Source organism: Paenibacillus polysaccharolyticus (genome assembly GCF_023714295.1).
In the GTDB taxonomy this organism is placed as follows: domain Bacteria; phylum Bacillota; class Bacilli; order Paenibacillales; family Paenibacillaceae; genus Paenibacillus; species Paenibacillus polysaccharolyticus_A.
This window is the reverse complement of sequence record NZ_JAMAUN010000006.1, coordinates 24,149-43,643: the sequence shown is the minus strand read 5'-3', so window position 1 is coordinate 43,643 and position 19,495 is coordinate 24,149. Positions and strand designations below refer to the sequence as shown.

Here is a 19,495-nt window from a genome sequence, read left to right as displayed (position 1 = left end):
CATATGAGAGGTGTTGATTCAATTTGATTACCATTAAAGATATTGCCAAACTGGCGGGGGTGAGCTACAGCACGGTATCGAAAGCGCTGAATGATGATCCCCGGATCAAACCGGCGACCAAGCAGAAGGTGCTCGCGGTAGCGGAGAAACACCAATACCGGAAAAATATGCTGGCCCGGCAGCTTTCCACCGGCAGAAGCAATATCATCGGTTTTGTGCTGGACGAACTGAGCAATCCATTGTTCTCCAACATTTCGGGTAGCCTGCATACCGAACTGAAGAAGCGAGGATATCAGATGATTCTGGTTGTGGCCGATGACGGGGTGGACGTGTTCAGCCAGCTGCGTGTCGATGGTTGTATTTTGTGGGACTATGCGCTGGACAATCGGGATGCATTTTGGAAAAAGTTTGCGACCCTGAACATGCCGTGTTTTGTACTCGGTACAGATGAAGCCCCGAATTCTCCTTACATCAAGATTGATCGTAAGGAGGGGCTGTACAAGGCCGTGGAGCATCTGAAGTCACTCGGTCACAGCCGAATTGGATTCATCGGTAACTCGCAGCATGTGAAGCTGGAAGGTTATCGGGAAGCCTTGCAACGCACAGGGCTGGCTTTTAATGAGGAAGATGTGTTGCCTGCGCATTCTTCGTGGGAGGACGGGTATTTCGCGATCCGGAACTATACGTTTGGAGCGGAGTCTCCCACGGCATTTATCGGCTTGAACAACCTTGTGACACGGGGAGCACTTCGGGCGTTGCTCGAAGCCGGCTACAGCGTGCCGCGTGATATCTCGATTATCGGTTACGACGATCTGCCGGATATGCAGTATGCCGAAGTGGCATTGACCACCATTGGTCCACCACTGGATGAACTGGCCGCTCAGGCGGCAGAGCTCATCGTATCCCTGATTCGTGACGAGCGGGTGGATGTACCGGTTGTCATCCAGCCGAAGCTGAATCTGCGTAATTCAACAGCAACGTGCCGGCAGTAATGCCGGCTTTTATAGAAAGCTAGTTCAGCTCTAAAAGTAGTAAGTGAATGTATAATTGAATGAAGAACTATCCCATGTTGGGTTATTATTTTACACACCAACGAAGAGGACAGAAAAAACCTGAAAAAGTGAAGCGTTCGCCTAAAAGCTTTCTGCAAGAAAGCTACATCGAAAGCCTACGCTTATCACCGGATTTTCCCTTTAATAAAAGGGAATCGAAAAAAATCTGGTGATAACATCGATTGGAAGGTTGTTCTGTCATTGGAGTAAGCGTGTAAACATCTTTAGTTCAAATTATAGCTTAGAACGAATGAGTAGAATGAGAGCAGTGGCTAGTAACAGATTCGATGCACGTTATTGTATTCGAACCAATACAAACTACTAGGAGGTAACGCGATGCAGGTACAGACGCAGTTATCCTGGTCTGAGCGAATTGCAGCAACGATTATGCAGCAATGTAACGAGGATGGTTTCCATGCATTCCCTTCAGGACGATGGGCATACGTGGAAGGCATGACGTTAATGGCTATGGCACGAACAGGAGAAGAATACGGCAAGCAGGAATATATCGATTTTATGAAAAGACATATGGATCTGTATGTACAGCCAGATGGATCTATCGGAACCTACTCCCTGGAAGAATATAATCTGGATCAGATTAATCAAGGGAAGAACCTGTTTGCATTACTTGATGATGCCGAGGATGGGCGCTACGCAGAAGCTGCTCATCTGCTCGCAGCGCAGCTCGCAGGGCAGCCTCGTACATCCGAGGGTGGCTTCTGGCACAAAAAAATCTATCCGTTCCAGATGTGGCTGGATGGACTGTACATGTCTTCTCCTTTTCTCTCCCAATATGCGAAGACGTTTCAGCGGCCAGAGTTATTTGACGAAGTAGCTCATCAGATTCTGCTGGTCGAGCGCCAGACACGTGATCCACGTACCGGATTGTTATACCATGGCTGGGATGAATCGAAGGAGCAGATCTGGGCAGATTCCCTGACTGGATGTTCCCCGCACTTCTGGAGCCGAGCTATGGGCTGGTATGCCATGGCCATCGTGGATAGTGTCGAACATTTCCCGCTGAATCATCCTAAACGGGGTACGATTATTGGTATCTTTGAGCGGATGTGTAACGCCTTGGTACGAGTACAAGAGCAGGAGAGCGGACTATGGTTCCAGGTGCTGGATCAAGGATTCCGCAAAGGAAACTACCTGGAAGCTTCAGGCTCAAGCATGTTTGTATATGCAATTGCGAAAGGTGTACGTTTGCGTTATCTGGAACCTCACTTCAGAACTGCGGCGGAAAAAGGGTGGCAAGGGCTTACGTCCAAGTTAATGGAGGAGACCACTGAAGGCGTTCGGTTGAACGGCATCTGCCACGGAGCGGGATTGAGTCTGGATCGTGATGGCTCGTACAGTTACTATGTTAGCGAGGCTATTGTAAGCGATTCCTTTATGGGAGTTGCTCCGTTGTTGCTGGCCGCACTGGAAATGGAGCGTTTGCCATGACGGAGCAACGCTCGGCAGCGGATCTCGTGTTGGAGTCATCTACTCCCTGTATTACGGTTGCTTCTGACGGATCAGGAGATTATACAACCATTCAGGCGGCAGTGGATGCTCATCCAGATCATGGTACTCAAGGCCTTCCGATCCGAGTGAAGGCAGGCGTGTATGTTGAGAAGCTGCACATGGATAAGCCGGGCATCCATCTGATTGGTGAGGGCGCCGAGCAGACGATTATCACCTATGATGACCATGCACTCAAGCGATTTCCCGACGGTTCACAGTATCATACATTCCATTCGTACACAGCGTTTATCGGGGCTGATGATTTCAAGGCGGAAGGCATCTCTTTCGTGAACTCGGCTGGGCCAGGTAGCGAGGTAGGACAGGCGCTAGCAGTCTATGTGGATGGGGATCGTGCTGTGTTCCGCGGATGCCGTTTTATCGGTCATCAGGATACGATCTTTACTGGACCATTGCCTGAGCAACCGCTGGACCGCAGTTATTTCGGTGGGCCTCGTGACGGTGCCGAGCGCAGGAAGTTAAGACAGTACTTCGAGGATTGTTATATCGAAGGGGATATCGACTTTATTTTTGGCTCGGCTACGGTTGTGTTCAAGGGTTGTGAGATCTTCACGAAGAGTCGCTTGACGGAAGCGGAGGTTGCAGAAGGACATGTGAATGGCTGGATTACAGCGGCTTCTACACCAGAGGATGTTCGTTACGGATATGTGTTTGTCGAATGTGATCTGACCAGTAATGCCCCTCCGCAATCGGTGTATCTGGGCAGGCCGTGGCGTAATCATTCCAAAGTCTGTTTCCTGAACTGCTGGCTGGGTGCACATGTGAAACGGGAAGGCTGGCATAACTGGAACAAGGTCGAAGCGGAAACCACGGTTAATTACGCCGAATATAAAAGTGCCGGGCCAGGAGCCGGACATGCAGATGTGCGCGTGCCCTGGTCTCACATACTGACGGAGGAAGAAGCAGCCGAGTATGCGTTGTCCCTCGTTCTGTCAGGGGAGGATGGCTGGAAGCCATTCAACTAAATAGAAGGATGTACGATCCTTCTATCTGTCTGTGGTTTGAAAAAAAGCAGAGACTGTGTCTAAATTCGATCAGGAATTTATACACAGTCTCTTTGGTGCTTGTTCACTCCAAGAACCTCGCCAGGCGTTTCAATGGACAATGGACTGAGGCAGCTCCCTTTTGAAAAGAAGTTGTTAGATGATACATTTGTTGTTGACCAATGGTTGATTCTTAATTAGTATAGATATATATGGTTTTTTAACCTATTTTTTGTATTTTGTGGAGGTGAGTATGATGGGGTGGACAAATTCAATTCGCGAGAAACTGATGCAACACATAGAGGATAATCATATTAAACACTCTCACTTTGCTTTGACATCAGGTATAAATTCAGGGACGCTCAGCCGCATATTACAAGGAAATAGACCTATATCTATGAATCAACTTACAGCAATTACATATGGAATGGGATTACCAGAAGATTATTTTTTTAATGATTACATAGAGGAATGTTTTTCGTTTCTAGTTTCCATCAGACGTATTCGACCATTTATATTTCGGTGTGCAGATTTTAATCGGGTAGATTGTATCCGGCAAGTCACGATTCGTATTCTAGAAGATCTTTCTTATGTTCCAATATTATTTGATATAGCTGAAGAATTATTCGAGAATAACAAACATTTGGCTGCGGCAATTTTATATAGAGGTGTGTGTGAGGCAGAAAAGTACCAGCATTCTGAACGTCTTGCAATGTGTCAGTACCGTTTGTTTTTAATTGAACTAGGAGAAGACATTGAGGAAAATGTCCGAGTAGCTACCCAATTTGAGACATATGTTAATCGTCTCGATGAAACCAATCAGCTTGAAGCGTTAAAGCAGCTAATGCATGTTTTTGGAATGGTTCATAAGTGGGGGAAAGTGGATACATTAGCTAAAGAAATGCACCGGATCGCAACGATACAATATGATTTACAATGCCGCTCAGTGCGGCCATCGGAGGTAAAAAGACTGACAGGGCGACCTATATATTATTATATTTTATATGCCTATCTGGCTCGAGCCACGGCTAGTGAGGAATGTGGAGACTATAAGAGAGCTTTAGAATTTGTGGCTTTATATGCACACGGTGAGAGTTGGATACAAGAGAAAGACGAAGAAGCCGCACGGATAATTGGACAATTTACAGAGTGGGCTGATGCCAACACACTCATGTATCGATTGATGTCTGGAGAAGTGGATGTTCTACAAGAGTACACGGATTATATAGCATTACACGAAGATGAAATATTCATTGCTGTACTGCACATTACTAAGGCGGCGAACTTGTATCATTTCAATATCGACAGGATTTTGAATCGTTTTTCAGCATATATACCCTATCAATCGGAGAAAACGGAGTTTGGTGAATATCAATCTGTAATTTTGAAAGAGAGCTATGTGCATTTCTTAACTGATCTAGCCATATATCGATTCAACGAAAACAAAGATTTTACTTCTGCGGTAAATCTTACATTAGAAGCTTTGAAGTTATCAATTATAATAAATAGTGGAAAGAATATAATTACTTGTATGTCCCTTTTTGAGCAGTATAGAGATTTCGCAGATGCTGCAGCAAAGGAAATATTTAAAAAACTATCAAGAGAGGTGTATCAACTCAATGCTAAAAAAAATGTTATACTGCTTGGTGCTATGTAGTTTTGCTATTATTGAGTCTATCCCTATTATTGTAAATACAATGGGGCACGGGTGGGGTACTTAAAACCTACTTGAGAGATCGTTGGGACTGTATAATGTAGGTTCATTAGAATAAGGGAAGCGTTTCTCTAATTTGAGGAAACGCTTTTTTTATTTCTAAATATTTTTTGTGCCTTTAAAGTAATATTCTATTATCTGACATCAAATTCTAAAATAGTTCAGAGGGGCTGAATTTGATGAAAAGAAGCATGCTTATACAGTTGAGAATAGAGCGGGCTAGAAGACGGCTGCATGAACTGGCGAAGGAACATAACGGATTTCTACACCCTGAGGTAATCAGGCAGTCCGTGATCCTGGATAAACTGATTAACCAGTTTAACGAAGAGGATGAAACAAAAAACAAAGCCGATGGATGAACAATCGACTTTGCTTGACGGTTTAGAGATGTAGTTTTTAAGTTTTAAAAATCAAAGTTATCCGGGTCCGGACCTACGCGCACATTCTCGTTCAACGAGTTGATCCGTTCCATCTCCTTAGTGGACAGCTCAAAGTCGAATATGTCAGCATTTTCGATAATCCGATGCTCTTTCGTGGATTTCGGGATGGTCACGACGCCATTTTGCAGATCCCAGCGTAGGATGACTTGAGCGACAGACTTGTTCTTGGATGTAGCAATCTCCGTGAGTACCGCGTTGTCCAGCAATTCGCCTTGCATTAACGGTGACCAGGCTTCAAGCTGAATGCCATGCTGCTTACAAAATGATTTTAAATCCTCCTGCGTTAGACGCGGGTGGTACTCCACTTGGTTGACCATCGGTTTCACTTGTGCATCCTGCATCAGATCTTGCAGGTGATGAATTTGAAAATTACTTACGCCAATTGCACGGATTCGGCCTGCTGCGTACAATTCCTCCATGGCTTTCCAAGCACCCTTGTATTTGCCGGCTTTGGGCCAGTGAATCAGGTATAGATCGAGAACTTCCAGTCCCAGCTTGTTCATCGTGGTATCAAATGCGGCAAGTGTTTCCGTATATCCAAGATCAGCATTCCATACCTTAGAGGTAATAAAGAGGTCTTCGCGCTTTAACCCGTTTTCTTGCAATGCCTCAGCGATGGCCTGTCCAACTCCTGCTTCATTGCCGTAGATCGCTGCTGTGTCGATACTGCGGTAACCGTGTTTGATTGCACTTTTCACCGCCTCAATCAGTTCTGATCCCTCTTCGACCTTGAATACGCCTAGGCCAAACCAAGGCATGTGAACACCGTTATGCAATGTTGTAGTCGATTGTAGATTTTTTGCTATTGTCATGAGAAATCCTCCTTGAAATCTGTTTATATTTCCATTTAAAGTGATATTGCCAACAATTCATGATACAAAATTAAATCATACTAGATCAAATAACGCCCAACCTATATAGTAACGTATATAGTCTGTCGATATATAATATGAGGCTGGATACGGATTCGAGCGGTCTCTGATCTATAACGAGAAAGGTGCTTTTCTTCTAGATCAGACCTTAACAGGGTTTGGTTCCAACCTGTCTGAGTTTGTCGTAACCTGCTGTTCAAGATGTTGCGCCCATATTGTCAGGATTGCCGCAATGAGCACCATTAATGCACCGACCCATGTGGTATGGATCAAACCGATGGAGTCATTCACGACTCCGCCCAGATAGGCACCTATAGCAATCCCCCCGTTAAACGCAGCAATATTAAAAGCTGACGCGACATCTTTAGCTTGCGGTGCAAACTTTTCTGCGAGTGTAACCACAACGACTTGAAGGCCAGGTACATTCATGAAAGCAAGCAAGCCCATGCCCATAATGGTCACCAGTGCAGCCCATTTGAATGGAACGGTGAAATACAGGATGCCAAGGATGATCGTTTGTACAATGAACATGACAAGAAGTGACTTCAATGGCTTGCGGTTGGCTGCTTTACCGCCAATCATATTACCAATGGCAATGGCCACACCGTACAACAGCAGAATGATAGCGATCGTTTGATCCGAATAACCGCTGATGTCATGCAATAGCGGAGACAAGTATGTGAACACGACAAATGTGCCTCCATAGCCTACAGCCGTGATGATAAAAGCAAGCATCAGACGACCGCGTGTTACGAGTCTCACCTGATCCCGAAAGGGTGTACGTGTACCACGTTGTAACGTTGAGGGCACAAGCAAGAGGTTAGCGATCAGGGCAAGGATGCCAACAGCTGCAATCAGGATAAAGGCTGCCCGCCAGCCAAGATTTTGGCCTACGAATGTACCGATAGGCACACCGGTTACCGTTGCAATGGTCAGTCCCGAGAACATCGTGGCAATAGCACTTGCTCTGCGGCCTTCTGGTACCAGATCAGCTGCTATGGTGGAGCCAATCGACATGAACAAGCCATGTGCGAGAGCAGATATCACCCGTGCGATAAGAAGTACAGTAATCCCGGTGGATAATGATGCCAGGGTGTTACCGGCAATAAAAACCAACATGATCGCGAGCAGCAACGTTTTGCGTGATATAGCCGATGTAAGTGATGTTAGAATCGGTGCACCGAACATCACACCCAGAGCATATATGGTAACGGTCAGCCCTGCTGAAGATACACTAATATGAAGATCATTTGCGATCAGTGGCAAGAGTCCTACACTGATAAACTCCGTCGTACCGATTGCGAAAGCGCTGATTGCTAATGCCAGTAGCGCCCAAGTGCTGTGTTTTGTCTCATGATGCATGTCCTGTTCAACTCCTAGAATGTAGATTTGCTTACCGGCAAATGCTATTATGAATTATTCGGTATGACATGAACAGTACGTACTTTTTAGTACCCTACGTACTTTTTGGTGCCTGTACATTAGCATGAACGGAAGCAAATCATAGATGCATCAGGGAGGAAGACAACGATGGAGCGCAAAAAATATAATATCTCGGTCGAAGCAACGCTGGAGGTTATTGGCGGCAAATGGAAATGTGTTATTCTCTGTCACCTGACACATGGAAAGAAACGAACCAGTGATCTGAAGCGTATCATGCCCGCAATCACCCAAAAGATGTTAACGCAGCAACTACGGGAGCTGGAGAATGACGGTATTGTAAAAAGAATCGTGTACAATCAGGTGCCACCCAAGGTAGAGTATGAATTGAGTGAATACGGCCGGAGTTTAGAGCCCATTCTGACCGCACTATGTAATTGGGGTGACCAGCATATCATCAAGGAATATGGCGACAAAGCAGCCGTGCTGGAGGATAATGGACTCAATGACTTTACTACCGACAATGACAGGGAGCTGATGAAACCGTGAAATACGAAATTCTATACGACGGCGCATTTGCTATGCTTAAGGTAGATTTACAGCGTGGAGAGCGTTTCAAGGCTGAAAGTGGAGCCATGGTGTCCATGTCGCCTACCGTTGAACTCAAAGGATCAGCAGAAGGCGGTATGCTCGCCGGATTTGGCCGTATGCTGAGTGGAGAGAAATTTTTCTTTCAGGAATTGACGGCCGCCGGGGGAAGCGCGGAGATTTTGTTATCTCCATCAACTCTGGGCAGTGTGGAGGCTGTAGAACTGGATGGCTCGTACTCTCTCTATGTACAGAAAGACGGATTTCTGGCAGGAACAGAAGGCATTCAGGTGAATACCAAAATGCAGAATCTGAAAAAAGGTCTTTTTTCCGGAGAAGGCTTCTTTATAATTGAAATCAGTGGACGAGGCACTGTGTTTCTGTCCTCATATGGTGCGATACATCCTATACAATTGGCTGCTGGCGAAGAGATTATTGTCGATAATGCTCACTTGGTGGCTTGGCCTCATTACGTTGATTATCGCATCGAAAAAGCATCCCAAGGCTGGTTGTCCAGTGTGACGAGTGGGGAAGGGTTGGTTTGCCGTTTTCGAGGAGAGGGCACCATCTTGATTCAGAGTCGAAATCCGCAGGGATTTGGTCAATGGATAAAACAGTTTATTCCTACACGATAAATCGTTATATTATTTCATAGATGAATGAATAGAGATGCAACGGAAGTGTATTTCGAAGCGTTATTATAACAGATTCGTTATACCATGTATGATATATACATACATCTCTGTTGCACAAGATCGTACATCACGGAGGTAGAACAATGAAAAGCTCACGATACACGAATCCGCAAGATAGTCCCGGATATCTGTTATGGCAGGTAACAACGATGTGGCAGAAGGAAGTGCGCAGGGTATTAGAGCCCCTTGATCTGACACAGCCCCAATTTATTTTATTGCATACTTGTTTATGGCTTAATGAGCGTGACTTGGAAGGCAAGGGAGTTACCCAGGTACAGATTGCTCATTTTGCCAATGTAGACGTTAATGTTACCTCCCAAGTGTTACGAGCCCTCGAAAAAAGAGGTTACGTTAAGCGTGAGCGTCATCAGACGGATACACGGGCGAATATCATTACGACAACACCGGAAGGCACAAGGCTGGCGATTGAAGGCATGAATCTCGTGGAGGAATCGGATAAAAACTTCTTCGAACTTCTCGCGGATCGTAAAGAGGGTTATATGGAAATCATGCAAGAATTCATCAGGCACAGAGCAGAACAATAATACGAAATACTACTTTTACTTATCATGCTTTCGTTTGCATGAAGTGGATTCATGATATATCTTGCGCGAAAAATGACGAAAAATGGATAAACCTCCCTAACCATGTAAGGTTGGAAGGTTTATTTGTCATTAAAATCTAATCCAGTCTGTAGGATGCGAATGGCTGGCCATAACGGAAATCCTCGCTCAGCTGATCCAGTTCAGTCAGCAATTCACCCGAAAGCTTGAGATCGAGGCTGGCCAGATTGTGCTCCAGCTGCTCCGTCTGCGTGGCTCCTACAATTACGGTGGATACGGCCGGACGAGTTAATAGCCAGGCGAGGGATAGTGTACTTGGAGAGCAACCGGCGGCCTCTGCCTTGGCACTTACCTGCTCGCTTAGCCGAATATTGTGTTCCAGCAAGAAGCGGTTGAACGACGGGTCGGTATCTGCTCTGGAGCCAGACGGAATACTGGCTTGTCCATTGTATTTTCCCGTCAGGATACCGCCAGCCAGAGGGAAATACGGGATAATGCCTACACCTTGATCGAGACACAGCGGAACGAGTTCGTTCTCAGGTGTTCGATCGGCGAGCGAGTAACTGGTTTGCGTGGAGATATACCGCGCATATCCGCGCATCTCGCTAATGCCGAGGGCTTTCATTAGCTCCCAGGCGGCGTAATTGGAGGCGCCGATGTAGCGCACTTTGCCGGACGTAATCATGTCGTCGAGCGTGCGCAGGGTTTCATCCAGCGGGGTATGCGGGTCAAAGGTATGGATCTGGTACAGATCAACATAATCCGTCTGCAGACGCCGCAGGCTATGTTCCAGCTCTTGCTGTAGATGGTAGCGCGAGGAACCGCGCCCATGGGGACCATCATGCCGGGGCAAACCGGCTTTGGTTGCAAGCACAGCGTTTTCCCGCCGACCGGCCAGTGCCTGTCCGATAATTCGTTCTGATTCTGTGCCAGCATAGATGTTGGCGGTGTCGATAAAGTTGATGCCACGGTCCAGTGCTGCATGAAGAATACGGGTTGAAGCGGCTTGATCGGCTCTTTTGCCAAATGCATTTGTGCCCAGACCGAGTGCAGATACGCGCAGACCGCTGTTGCCTAAACGTCGATACTCCATCTCTCATCGCTCCTTTGGTGTCCAGTATTTGTATAGCCGATTATAACGTAATCTATTGAAAACGTGTTATTAATATAGTTAAATGAATGAAGAAACCGCAACTAAAGGAGATATGATGGAAAACAGTGCTGCACATTTAACTAGACGGAAGCCGAAGAAACCGAAGAAAAAATGGAAGAAGCCCCTTATCATCATACTGAGCTTATTGATTGTGCTCGGAGGCATCGGATTCATCTATCAGAAACAGCTCGTTGTGCTGGCATTTAACCTGTTCGCCTCAGGTACGGTGAAGGAAGCTTTGGATGATTCGTATAAAGCCGCAGGGGATAAGGATGCGCCTGTTGTTCAACATACCGATCCTTTTTCATTGTTGTTGCTGGGCATTGACCAGCGGGATAATGAGCCAAGCCGTTCGGACACGATCATCTATTCTGTCGTGCGTCCAGAGGATAATAAAGTGTTATTGTTATCCATTCCGCGTGACTCCTATACCGAAATTGTGGGTCGTGATGTGAAGTCCAAGATCAACTCGGCTTATGCCCACGGCGAAGCCAAAATGGCGATGGATACGGTGGAGAAGCTGCTGGAAAACAAAGTGGATTTCTATGCTGCGATTAACTTTCACGGTTTGAAGGATATTGTTGATGCGGTGGGCGGCGTGGAGTTGCCAATTAAGAAAGACATTGAGAACAAAAGTAAAGCGCATGAGAAGCTGTTCGTGCAAGCTAACAAACCGATCTATAACGGCGAAGAGGCGCTGGGATATGTGCGTTATCGGGAAGATTCCGATTTCAACCGTACGATGCGTCACCGGATTTTCCTAAGTAGCTTCATGAATCGTGCGATGGAGGTCAAAAATCTGACCAAAATCCCGGACATCATCAAGATTGCCGGATCGAATTTTACAACAAATATGAAATCGGACTTTATTGTGAATTTTGCCGAGTCTCTATATATGAAGGACAGCATTCCAACTATCAGCAATTACATGCTGAAAGGCGATGGGAAGATGCGCAGCGGTACGTGGTATTATGATCTGTCTGATGAAGATCTGACTTATGTGCGCGGTATGATTAAGAGCTGGTTAGATCCGAATACAACGCAATTGATTGAGCCGGAATCGACGGATGAAAGTGGCACAGCAAAGAAAAGCGATGCAGCAGATAAAAGCTAGATTGGCAGCGGTGTGGAGCAGTGGGGCTTCGCGCCTTGCTGATGATAAGATAAAAAACACCAAAGTACACAGCAGGGCGCTTGCTCTCTGTGTACTTTTCTTTTTTTACCGTACAGGTATGGTTATGGGTATTAAACCCGGTGCCAGGTCTATATTTTTTTGCTTAGATTAAGACGCTAAGAACCAAGAGAGGTTACAGCTAAAGGCAGCTGTGAAGTCAGCTGTTCCAGATCCAGCTCCTCTGAACTGTTATCTACAGAGATCAGCTGTATATTGTCCCACGTACAGACGTTGGATTTCAATCCTTGAACAAAAGAATTCCAGTGCTCCAGCTTCCATCTATCCCTCTCCAACCCTCGATTTCGCAAGCGCTGTTCAAGCACGTCCATCTTTACATCGACCCGAAGCACAACAGGAGTGACCTGTTCCCATCCGTATTTGGAAACCAACCCGTCAATGTAATCGCTTTTATGAAAATAACCAACAAAAGGCGCGTCCAGAATAACCGATCTGCCCAGTTGCAGATTGTCGTTGGCCACGTTGAGTAACGTTTCGTACTCCAGATCCATCACGATATCGCGGTAATAGGTGTTGCCGTCACGATCATGAGGTGAATATCCTTGCGTTTCCAGAAGTTTGCCCGTAAACGTGTTACACAAAACATCTTTATCCAAGTAACAAAAGTGATGCTCGGTAGCCAGCTTCTTGCCAATGGTTGATTTACCCGAGCCAGCGGAGCCGATTAGGAAAATCAGTACAGGTTTCATGCGCAATTCCCCCTACAGAATATCAGGATCATAATCGATCGTAAATGAATTTTACTCTCTAAATAGTTCGCATATACGAACCAGATTCGTGTTGGTGAACATTTGCTTCTAGAGTAAACGGTTTCTCTCAGAAAAACAATCCCTTTTTGGGAAAAAGAAATCAGAAAAAAAATTTTAGGAAAGCGGTTGATATTTTCGGAATGGCTGATCTATAATGAGGGCATCGTTCGGTGATGTGAAATAAGTTCACATATGCGAACTTCGACGTCGAAGAATTTGAAGGAGATAACATGGACAATATTCGCATGAATAAATCTGCGGAGCGTGTAGCAGATTTACTCGTTTTATTTGCCAAGAGTGGTGCTCCGTTAACACTGAATGAAATATGCAAACAAATGAATATGCCTAAGAGCAGCGGTTTTGAACTCGTTCAGACCTTGCTGCACAAAGGTTTTATTGAAATGGACGATGCACGTCTCAAGACATATCGCCTGGGAATTGCGGTGTTTGAGACAGGTATGGCTTATTTGTCCAATATGGGTGTTCCCCATATGGCCCGGCCTTTGCTTCAGGAATTGAATCGCCAGACAGGCAGCACGGCCTTTCTTGGCATTGAGGACAAGGGACGGATCGTATATCTGGACAAAGCGGAGAGTTATTCGGTGATGCGTCCAACAGCCAAGCTGGGCTCCCGCCGTTATATGCATACTACCGGGCTGGGTAAGGCGTTGCTTGCAGCTCTTCCGACCAGCAAGGTGCTGGAGATTTTGGGAGACGGCGAGATTCCTTCGCGCACATCCTACTCTAAAGTGACGGTTCCCGATATTTTGCAGGATATGCAGGAGATTCGTGAGCGCGGTTATTCGATTGATGACCGTGAGGATCATCTGGAGATGTACTGCATCGGGTCTGCTGTCTACGATCAGTGGGACGAGCCTGTGGCTGCAATCAGTGTGGCTAGCATGTATTCCGGCATGACCCCGGAACGTGAGGCCAGCATTGTAAAGCTGGTTAAAGAAGCCGCGTGGAAGCTCTCCGGTCAGCTGGGATACAGCGGTGATCGCTTGTATCCGCAAAGACAAGAGTAGGCTTATGGAAGTGCAGATTAATAGAAACTATATAAGTTGAACTATTTATTTACACGTGAACGGAGAGGACAGGAAAAACCTGAAAAAGCGAAGCGGTCGCCTGAAAGCTTTCTGCAAGAAAGCTACATCGGAAGCATACGCTGTTCACCGGATTTTCCCCTTTGGAAAGGGAATCGTAAAAATCTGGGGATAACCGCTACTCTCCAGGTTATTCTGTCATCGGAGTGGATGGTGTAAAAGCTGTAGTCTAACGTATATAGACATATGAGTTAAGGGGGATACAGATATGTGGCGTAAGCTGGAGAACTTGAATACCATTGCCGAAACCGGCATTGTACTCATTATTCGGTCAGAAAGTGAAGAAGAGGCACTATCCGTTGCAGAAGCAGCAATTGCAGGAGGAATCCGGGCACTCGAAATTACGATGAGTGTACCGGGAGCACTCGATGTTATCAAGATTTTATCACGTAAATATGCTTCCCAAGGTATTCTGATCGGTGCAGGTACAATTCTCGATGGGGAGACGGCGCGAGCTGCTATACTGGCTGGAGCAGAGATGCTGGTAAGTCCTCAACTCAACCCGGATATGATCAAGGTGGCTAACCGTTACCAGGCGGTAACCGTTAGTGGGGCGTTCACTGCCAAGGAGATCGTAGAGACGCTTGAAGCAGGAGCGGATATCGTAAAGCTGTTCCCGGCAGAAGCGGTAGGGCCCCAGTATGTTAAAGCGATGTCTGCGCCTCTGCCTCAAGCTGCGATTGCGCCTACGGGTGGAGTTACACCGCAAAATGTGCATGAGTGGCTTGCGGCTGGCTGTGTTGGCGTTGGTGTCGGCAGTTATATCACCAAAGCGGCCAAGGATTCCGGTGATTACGGACGAGTAACGAAGGCTGCGGAAGATTTTCTGCAAGCTGTAGCTGCTGCGCGCTAATCGGCTCCAAGCAGATCAGATAACCCGTGCACGTGTAAACGAAGTTCACAGCGATCAGGGGCTGCGCCAAGCTGGTCGTTGTGAGCAAGCAGGGGGACGAGAGTCTGGAGTTTGTTGGGACAGCAGGATAAAGAGGTTTTACCCAGTTATGAAAACGTATACTTCAGTGGAACCTTCCCTTTACCGCGGGAGTAGCAGGGCTTGTTCGAATCTTTCACTTCCATATTTATTCATTTTATATAATTTGAGTAATTTAGTATTTATAAATGTTAAGGAGAGTGACTTCCATGGCAACGTTAAAAACATCGCCATCCCCTGCTTCGGTACCTCAGGCACCAAAAGTAGGTTTGAGATGGGGCATCATTTTATTATTGCTCCTGGGTGCCGTTGTAAACTATCTGGACAGATCTAATCTAAGCATTGCAAATACAACGATAGCAGCAGAATTCGGACTGTCTTCCACGCAAATGGGATTGCTGTTATCCGCCTTTTTATGGCCATATGCATTGGCTAATCTGCCAGCGGGCTGGCTCGTGGACAAGTTTGGACCCAAAAAGATGTTTGCCTGGGCTTCTGGGCTGTGGTCTGCGGCAACCATATTGAGTGCGTTCACCAATACATACTCCCTGTTATACGCGATGCGTATGCTGCTGGGTGTATCCGAATCTCCTTTCTTCACCTCCGGTCTGAAGGTAACCGAGCGCTGGTTTGCCAAGAGTGAGCGTGGACTGCCAACCTCGATAATTAACACGGGATCACAGATCGCGAATGCGATCGCACCGCCGCTTTTGACGGTTCTAATGTTGACGATGACGTGGAGAGGGATGTTTATTTTTGTCGGCGTCATTGGTCTGATTATTATGCTGATCTGGCTTAAGGTGTATCGTGATCCGACATTTGCCGAAAAGCAGCTGATCAAAGGGCCGGAGGCTGCAGCTGAACAGAGCACAGGTACGGAAAAAGCAAAAGCCGCTGATGCTCCCAAAGCAAACTGGGGTTCTTTGTTCAAACACAAAAGCACCTGGTTTATGATCATCGGAAACTTCGGCATTATGTTTACGATCTGGGTATACCTGACATGGCTGCCGAGCTATCTGGAGAAGGAGCAGGGCTTTACGCTGAAGGAGACGGGCTGGATTGCATCGATTCCGTTCGTAGCCGGCATAATCGGCGTACTGCTGGGCGGGTTAATCTCGGACTTTTTCATTCGAAAAGGTGTAAATGTAGTGACCTCACGTAAGGTTCCTATCGTTGGTGGAGCGATTCTGGCCGCAGCGTCGGTAGCGCCTATCCCGTTTATCGACAGTACGGTGGTAAGCATCGTTTTATTGTCTGTAGGTTACTTTGCTTCGCAGCTGCCATCAGGTGTCATATGGACACTGGCTGCAGACATTGCTCCGGGTGAACAAGTAGCCTCCTTGGGTGCGATACAGAACTTTGGCGGATTTCTGGGTGCTGCGCTTGCTCCTGTTGTAACCGGATACATTTTGGACACGACAGGCAGCTTTAATAACGTATTTTTGCTGGGCGCAGGGCTGTTGCTGCTGGGGGCTTTATCCTACGGTGTATTTTTGAAAAAACCAATCCCTAAACCGACTCCCTAAGACGGCTAGAAGGAAAATTACTTTCTTACTGCCTTCTATAGTAGAGAAAGGTTGGTCTGTCATCGAAGCGGGTTGTGTAAAATCTTTTATTCAACGTATACAGCTTCAATAAATAAGCATCAGCATCTTCTGGCATCTGTAATATCGCAGATCTGGAGTGCTGGTGTTTTTTTTATATCGCAAGCTCAGAAGTGCAACGGATGGAAAATTATCATGAAAACCTCTATTTTTGACATAAGTATAGTAAAATTTAGGGAAACATCTTATGACAACCAATGGAGGAAGTCCATGAAGGAATTTAAGGATCGGCTTGAGCAGGTTCAGGCGCAGCAGAAACAGCTGGCGAAGGAATATCAGGCGCTGCTGCAAGAATACCAGTCGGATGATCTCATTGTACGTAATGAACAGCTGCTGGAGCAGACCGAAGCCCAGAAGCTTAAGCTGCAGCAGCTTGAACTGCGTGCACGCCAGATGGAAGAGGAGAATGCGCGTCTTCGCATGGCACTGTCCGAGCAGATGCTGGACGAGAAGCTGAATCTGATCCGGGTATCCCGGGAGAAGATGGAGACATATTTTCAAGGGAAAACAGCAGTACATAATGACCAGATCAGTGATTTGGAACACCGAACCAAGTCTAATCTGAATACTCTCTTCAATCAGGCTTCCCAGCATCTGCAAGAGGATGCGGCTGAGATGAAGGAGCGGATTGCCTATCTGGCAACCGAGGTCAATGCACGTATCGAATCACACAAACAGGCGGTATGGGAGAGAGCCGAGGCTGTGCGGGAGCAGCTGCAGCATGGTTATGAGCAGATGGCGGAGGAGGAGCTGAGCGAAGAGACGATCCAGCGGCGGATCAAGCAAAACCGGATGGAGATGCGGATCGGGCTGAGCTGGATTAACAAGGTGGCGATCCTGCTCCTGATTCTGGGGGTTGGCGCAGCCTTCCGGTACTCGTATTCAACGTGGTTTAGCGATGAGATGAAGGGCGCGGGCTTTTTCCTGCTTGGCATATTGATGCTTGTGGGCGGTGAGTGGCTGTTCCGCCGGAAACAGAAAACATTTGCAATGGGACTGCTCGGCGGAGGTATATCTGTGCTGTTTGGTTCGATATTCTACAGTTATTTCCTGCTGCATATTATCGGGCTGTATACAGGTCTGGGTTTATCCGTGCTGGTGTCGTCGGTGTCCGTCCTGCTGTCCTTGCGATATCAGTCGAAGACGATCTGCTCCTTTGGTCTGGTAGGCGGGTATCTGCCTTTCTTCTCGTACCTGTTTACGTTTGGACTGGAAGGCACAGCGGTCTATATCGCTATGATCTATCTGTTATTGTTGAATGGCATCATTGTGTTGATTTCCTTTTGGCAGCGCTGGCCGGTGGTGCATTACATCAGCTTCCTGTTCCACGCGCCATCTATGCTCATTCTGCTGTGGCTATCGCCAAGTGAGCAGGTAGGTATGCTGTATTCTGTGGTGACGTTTGCTCTGTATCTGGGTATTACGCTTGCGTATCCGTTTAAACATCGGGTGAAGCTGACTTGGTGGGATTTTGCCTTATTAGCGATGAATACGAGCCTGAGTTGTCTTGTTTTATATGTATTGCTTGATGCGGCGGGCTGGAATGATGCACAGGGCTTGCTTGCAGTTATTTTTGCACTCGTCTATCTCGGGCTTGCGAGGTTGGTTCAGCGACATATGGCGCAGGAGAAGCAGACCATTCTACTTTTTTATCTTACGTCACTCACCTTTACCATTCTGTTTGTTCCGTTCCAGTTTGGTTCGAAATGGCTGTCGATGGGCTGGCTGATTGAAGGTGTCTTGCTTGTTACGTTTGGACATTTCAGAAAATTCAAGGCAGTGGAGCGTGCGGGCTGGGGCATCGTGCTACTGTGTATTGTAATCTTTGTGCAGTATGATCTACTGTCCTTATTCTTTGTAGGGGAACAATCGTATTTCATGTTAAAATACTCCAGTATTACGCTAGGTACCCTGCTCATTACGCTGTATTATGCTTGGGCACTGCGCGGAAACGCCTCCGAAGGAATGGGAAGGCGATTCAACTATGCTCCATGGGAGCGCGGTTTCCTGGATGCATTCAGGTACGTAACCCTCGTGAACGTATGGTTATACGTACTCTACGAATCCAACGAACTGTATGTCAGAGCCGTGGATGAAACCTTCCTGTTATACATGTTTTACAAGCTGCTTATGTTTGCTGCGCTGACGATTGCATTGGCGTATGGACTGGGCAAAGTGAAGCTGCTTCGTGATCCATTCCTGCGGGGATATACACTCTTCTTGCATGGCATCGGATGCTGTATTGCACTGGCTGTTACCTTAACAATGCCTGCATTGCAGCCAGGTGTAGAGCAACATACGGTAGCCGAGATTGTCGGACTGATTGTGCTTATTATTTTCAACGTGGGTGTATTCTTCGCGGGCCGAGACCTGCTCATTGCGGGTATTCGTGGTCAGTTCAAAAGTGTCGAGTGGTATCCCGTTATTGCGGGAATCTACCTGCTCGGCGTCATCACCGTGTTCCTGACCATTCAGTTCCAGTGGGGCGACGTAGGACTGATGTTCAGCTTGATCTACCTGGTGCTGGCTATTCTCTATATCGCGTACGGGTTCCGTCGAAAATATGTCATGATCCGCCGTCTCGGTCTGGGTTTGACGCTGTTCGCCACAGGCAAGATGGTGTTCTACGATGTCAGTCTGTTGACGGCGGGCAGTAAAATCATCGCGTATTTCAGCTTTGGTCTGTTGCTACTGGGTATTTCGTATCTGTATCAGAAGGTATCCAGCCGGATGGAGGAGATTCAGGCGAAGGTTGAGGGGAGTAAAGACTCGAAGGAATTCGATATAAGTACATCAGGTGAATCTAATGATTCAGATGATGAAAAGGGTTGATGGTAACGATTTGATCTAAATTAATAGTCTATTGTATGGTTGTTTGCTCTACTAAATGGTAGGTTATTTAACTTCTATAATTAAAATTGGAATCTGGAATGGTATGGGAACAAA

The 19,495-nt window shown here is 46.7% G+C and carries 17 protein-coding genes; 13 read left to right on the top strand and 4 right to left on the bottom strand.

Translation table 11 applies throughout. From position 1 onward, the window contains the following. Window positions 1–23 precede the first annotated feature (23 nt). The 5 genes from M3629_RS15800 to M3629_RS15780 all read left to right on the top strand — a co-directional run bounded on the left by M3629_RS15800 (window position 24) and on the right by M3629_RS15780 (window position 5,635). Entirely contained in the window at window positions 24–992 is a 969-nt protein-coding gene (locus tag M3629_RS15800; protein WP_251508181.1) for a LacI family DNA-binding transcriptional regulator, read from the top strand. Between the two features lie 396 nt (window positions 993–1,388). Next, window positions 1,389–2,501 carry a glycoside hydrolase family 88/105 protein gene (locus M3629_RS15795; RefSeq protein WP_154984308.1) on the top strand — a complete coding sequence of 371 codons (1,113 nt, stop codon included), beginning with the start codon at window positions 1,389–1,391 and terminating at the stop codon, window positions 2,499–2,501. Continuing rightward, window positions 2,498–3,544: a pectinesterase family protein gene (locus tag M3629_RS15790; RefSeq protein WP_251508179.1), complete on the top strand. Its 1,047-nt coding sequence runs from the start codon at window positions 2,498–2,500 to the stop codon at window positions 3,542–3,544. The genes M3629_RS15795 and M3629_RS15790 overlap by 4 nt, the downstream gene beginning before the upstream one ends. Before the next feature lie 271 nt (window positions 3,545–3,815). Then, window positions 3,816–5,219, top strand: a complete 1,404-nt coding sequence (locus tag M3629_RS15785) for a transcriptional regulator (RefSeq protein ID WP_251508177.1) — start codon at window positions 3,816–3,818, stop codon at window positions 5,217–5,219. Between the two features lie 236 nt (window positions 5,220–5,455). After that, entirely contained in the window at window positions 5,456–5,635 is a 180-nt protein-coding gene (locus M3629_RS15780; RefSeq protein WP_154889962.1) for an aspartyl-phosphate phosphatase Spo0E family protein, read from the top strand. A gap of 44 nt (window positions 5,636–5,679) precedes the next feature. Here M3629_RS15780 and M3629_RS15775 read toward each other — a convergent pair whose 3' ends face one another. Beyond that, entirely contained in the window at window positions 5,680–6,522 is an 843-nt protein-coding gene (locus tag M3629_RS15775; RefSeq protein ID WP_221790061.1) for an aldo/keto reductase, read from the bottom strand. A 207-nt stretch (window positions 6,523–6,729) separates the two neighbouring features. Continuing rightward, window positions 6,730–7,950 carry an MFS transporter gene (locus M3629_RS15770; RefSeq protein ID WP_251508176.1) on the bottom strand — a complete coding sequence of 407 codons (1,221 nt, stop codon included), beginning with the start codon at window positions 7,948–7,950 and terminating at the stop codon, window positions 6,730–6,732. 168 nt (window positions 7,951–8,118) lie between these two features. Between M3629_RS15770 and M3629_RS15765 the strand changes: the two genes are divergently transcribed. The 3 genes from M3629_RS15765 to M3629_RS15755 all read left to right on the top strand — a co-directional run bounded on the left by M3629_RS15765 (window position 8,119) and on the right by M3629_RS15755 (window position 9,796). Further along, window positions 8,119–8,517: a winged helix-turn-helix transcriptional regulator gene (locus tag M3629_RS15765; RefSeq protein WP_090921468.1), complete on the top strand. Its 399-nt coding sequence runs from the start codon at window positions 8,119–8,121 to the stop codon at window positions 8,515–8,517. Beyond that, window positions 8,514–9,191 carry a TIGR00266 family protein gene (locus M3629_RS15760; protein ID WP_090921470.1) on the top strand — a complete coding sequence of 226 codons (678 nt, stop codon included), beginning with the start codon at window positions 8,514–8,516 and terminating at the stop codon, window positions 9,189–9,191. Before M3629_RS15765 ends, M3629_RS15760 begins: the two co-directional genes overlap by 4 nt. Before the next feature lie 143 nt (window positions 9,192–9,334). Then, a complete protein-coding gene (locus tag M3629_RS15755; RefSeq protein WP_090921472.1) occupies window positions 9,335–9,796 on the top strand; it encodes a MarR family winged helix-turn-helix transcriptional regulator in 462 nt (153 codons plus the stop codon). 136 nt (window positions 9,797–9,932) lie between these two features. Here the strand turns inward: M3629_RS15755 and M3629_RS15750 are convergent, their stop codons facing one another. Continuing rightward, complete coding sequence (locus tag M3629_RS15750; RefSeq protein ID WP_090921474.1) at window positions 9,933–10,907, bottom strand: aldo/keto reductase; 975 nt, start codon at window positions 10,905–10,907, stop codon at window positions 9,933–9,935. Window positions 10,908–11,019: 112 nt separating this feature from the next. Here M3629_RS15750 and M3629_RS15745 point away from each other — a divergent pair, with 112 nt between their 5' ends. Further along, the gene (locus M3629_RS15745) at window positions 11,020–12,081 is read left to right on the top strand and encodes an LCP family protein (protein ID WP_353056752.1); all 1,062 of its coding nucleotides are present in this window, start codon (window positions 11,020–11,022) and stop codon (window positions 12,079–12,081) included. Between the two features lie 176 nt (window positions 12,082–12,257). Here the strand turns inward: M3629_RS15745 and M3629_RS15740 are convergent, their stop codons facing one another. Then, window positions 12,258–12,848 carry an AAA family ATPase gene (locus M3629_RS15740; RefSeq protein ID WP_251508174.1) on the bottom strand — a complete coding sequence of 197 codons (591 nt, stop codon included), beginning with the start codon at window positions 12,846–12,848 and terminating at the stop codon, window positions 12,258–12,260. A gap of 290 nt (window positions 12,849–13,138) precedes the next feature. Between M3629_RS15740 and M3629_RS15735 the strand changes: the two genes are divergently transcribed. The 4 genes from M3629_RS15735 to M3629_RS15720 all read left to right on the top strand — a co-directional run bounded on the left by M3629_RS15735 (window position 13,139) and on the right by M3629_RS15720 (window position 19,381). Beyond that, window positions 13,139–13,936 carry an IclR family transcriptional regulator gene (locus M3629_RS15735; protein ID WP_251508171.1) on the top strand — a complete coding sequence of 266 codons (798 nt, stop codon included), beginning with the start codon at window positions 13,139–13,141 and terminating at the stop codon, window positions 13,934–13,936. A 286-nt stretch (window positions 13,937–14,222) separates the two neighbouring features. Beyond that, window positions 14,223–14,867, top strand: coding sequence for a bifunctional 2-keto-4-hydroxyglutarate aldolase/2-keto-3-deoxy-6-phosphogluconate aldolase (locus tag M3629_RS15730; protein WP_251508169.1), 645 nt, complete (start codon window positions 14,223–14,225; stop codon window positions 14,865–14,867). Window positions 14,868–15,154: 287 nt separating this feature from the next. Continuing rightward, a complete protein-coding gene (locus M3629_RS15725) occupies window positions 15,155–16,471 on the top strand; it encodes an MFS transporter (RefSeq protein WP_251508167.1) in 1,317 nt (438 codons plus the stop codon). 288 nt (window positions 16,472–16,759) lie between these two features. Next, complete coding sequence (locus tag M3629_RS15720; RefSeq protein WP_251508164.1) at window positions 16,760–19,381, top strand: DUF2339 domain-containing protein; 2,622 nt, start codon at window positions 16,760–16,762, stop codon at window positions 19,379–19,381. Window positions 19,382–19,495 lie beyond the last annotated feature (114 nt).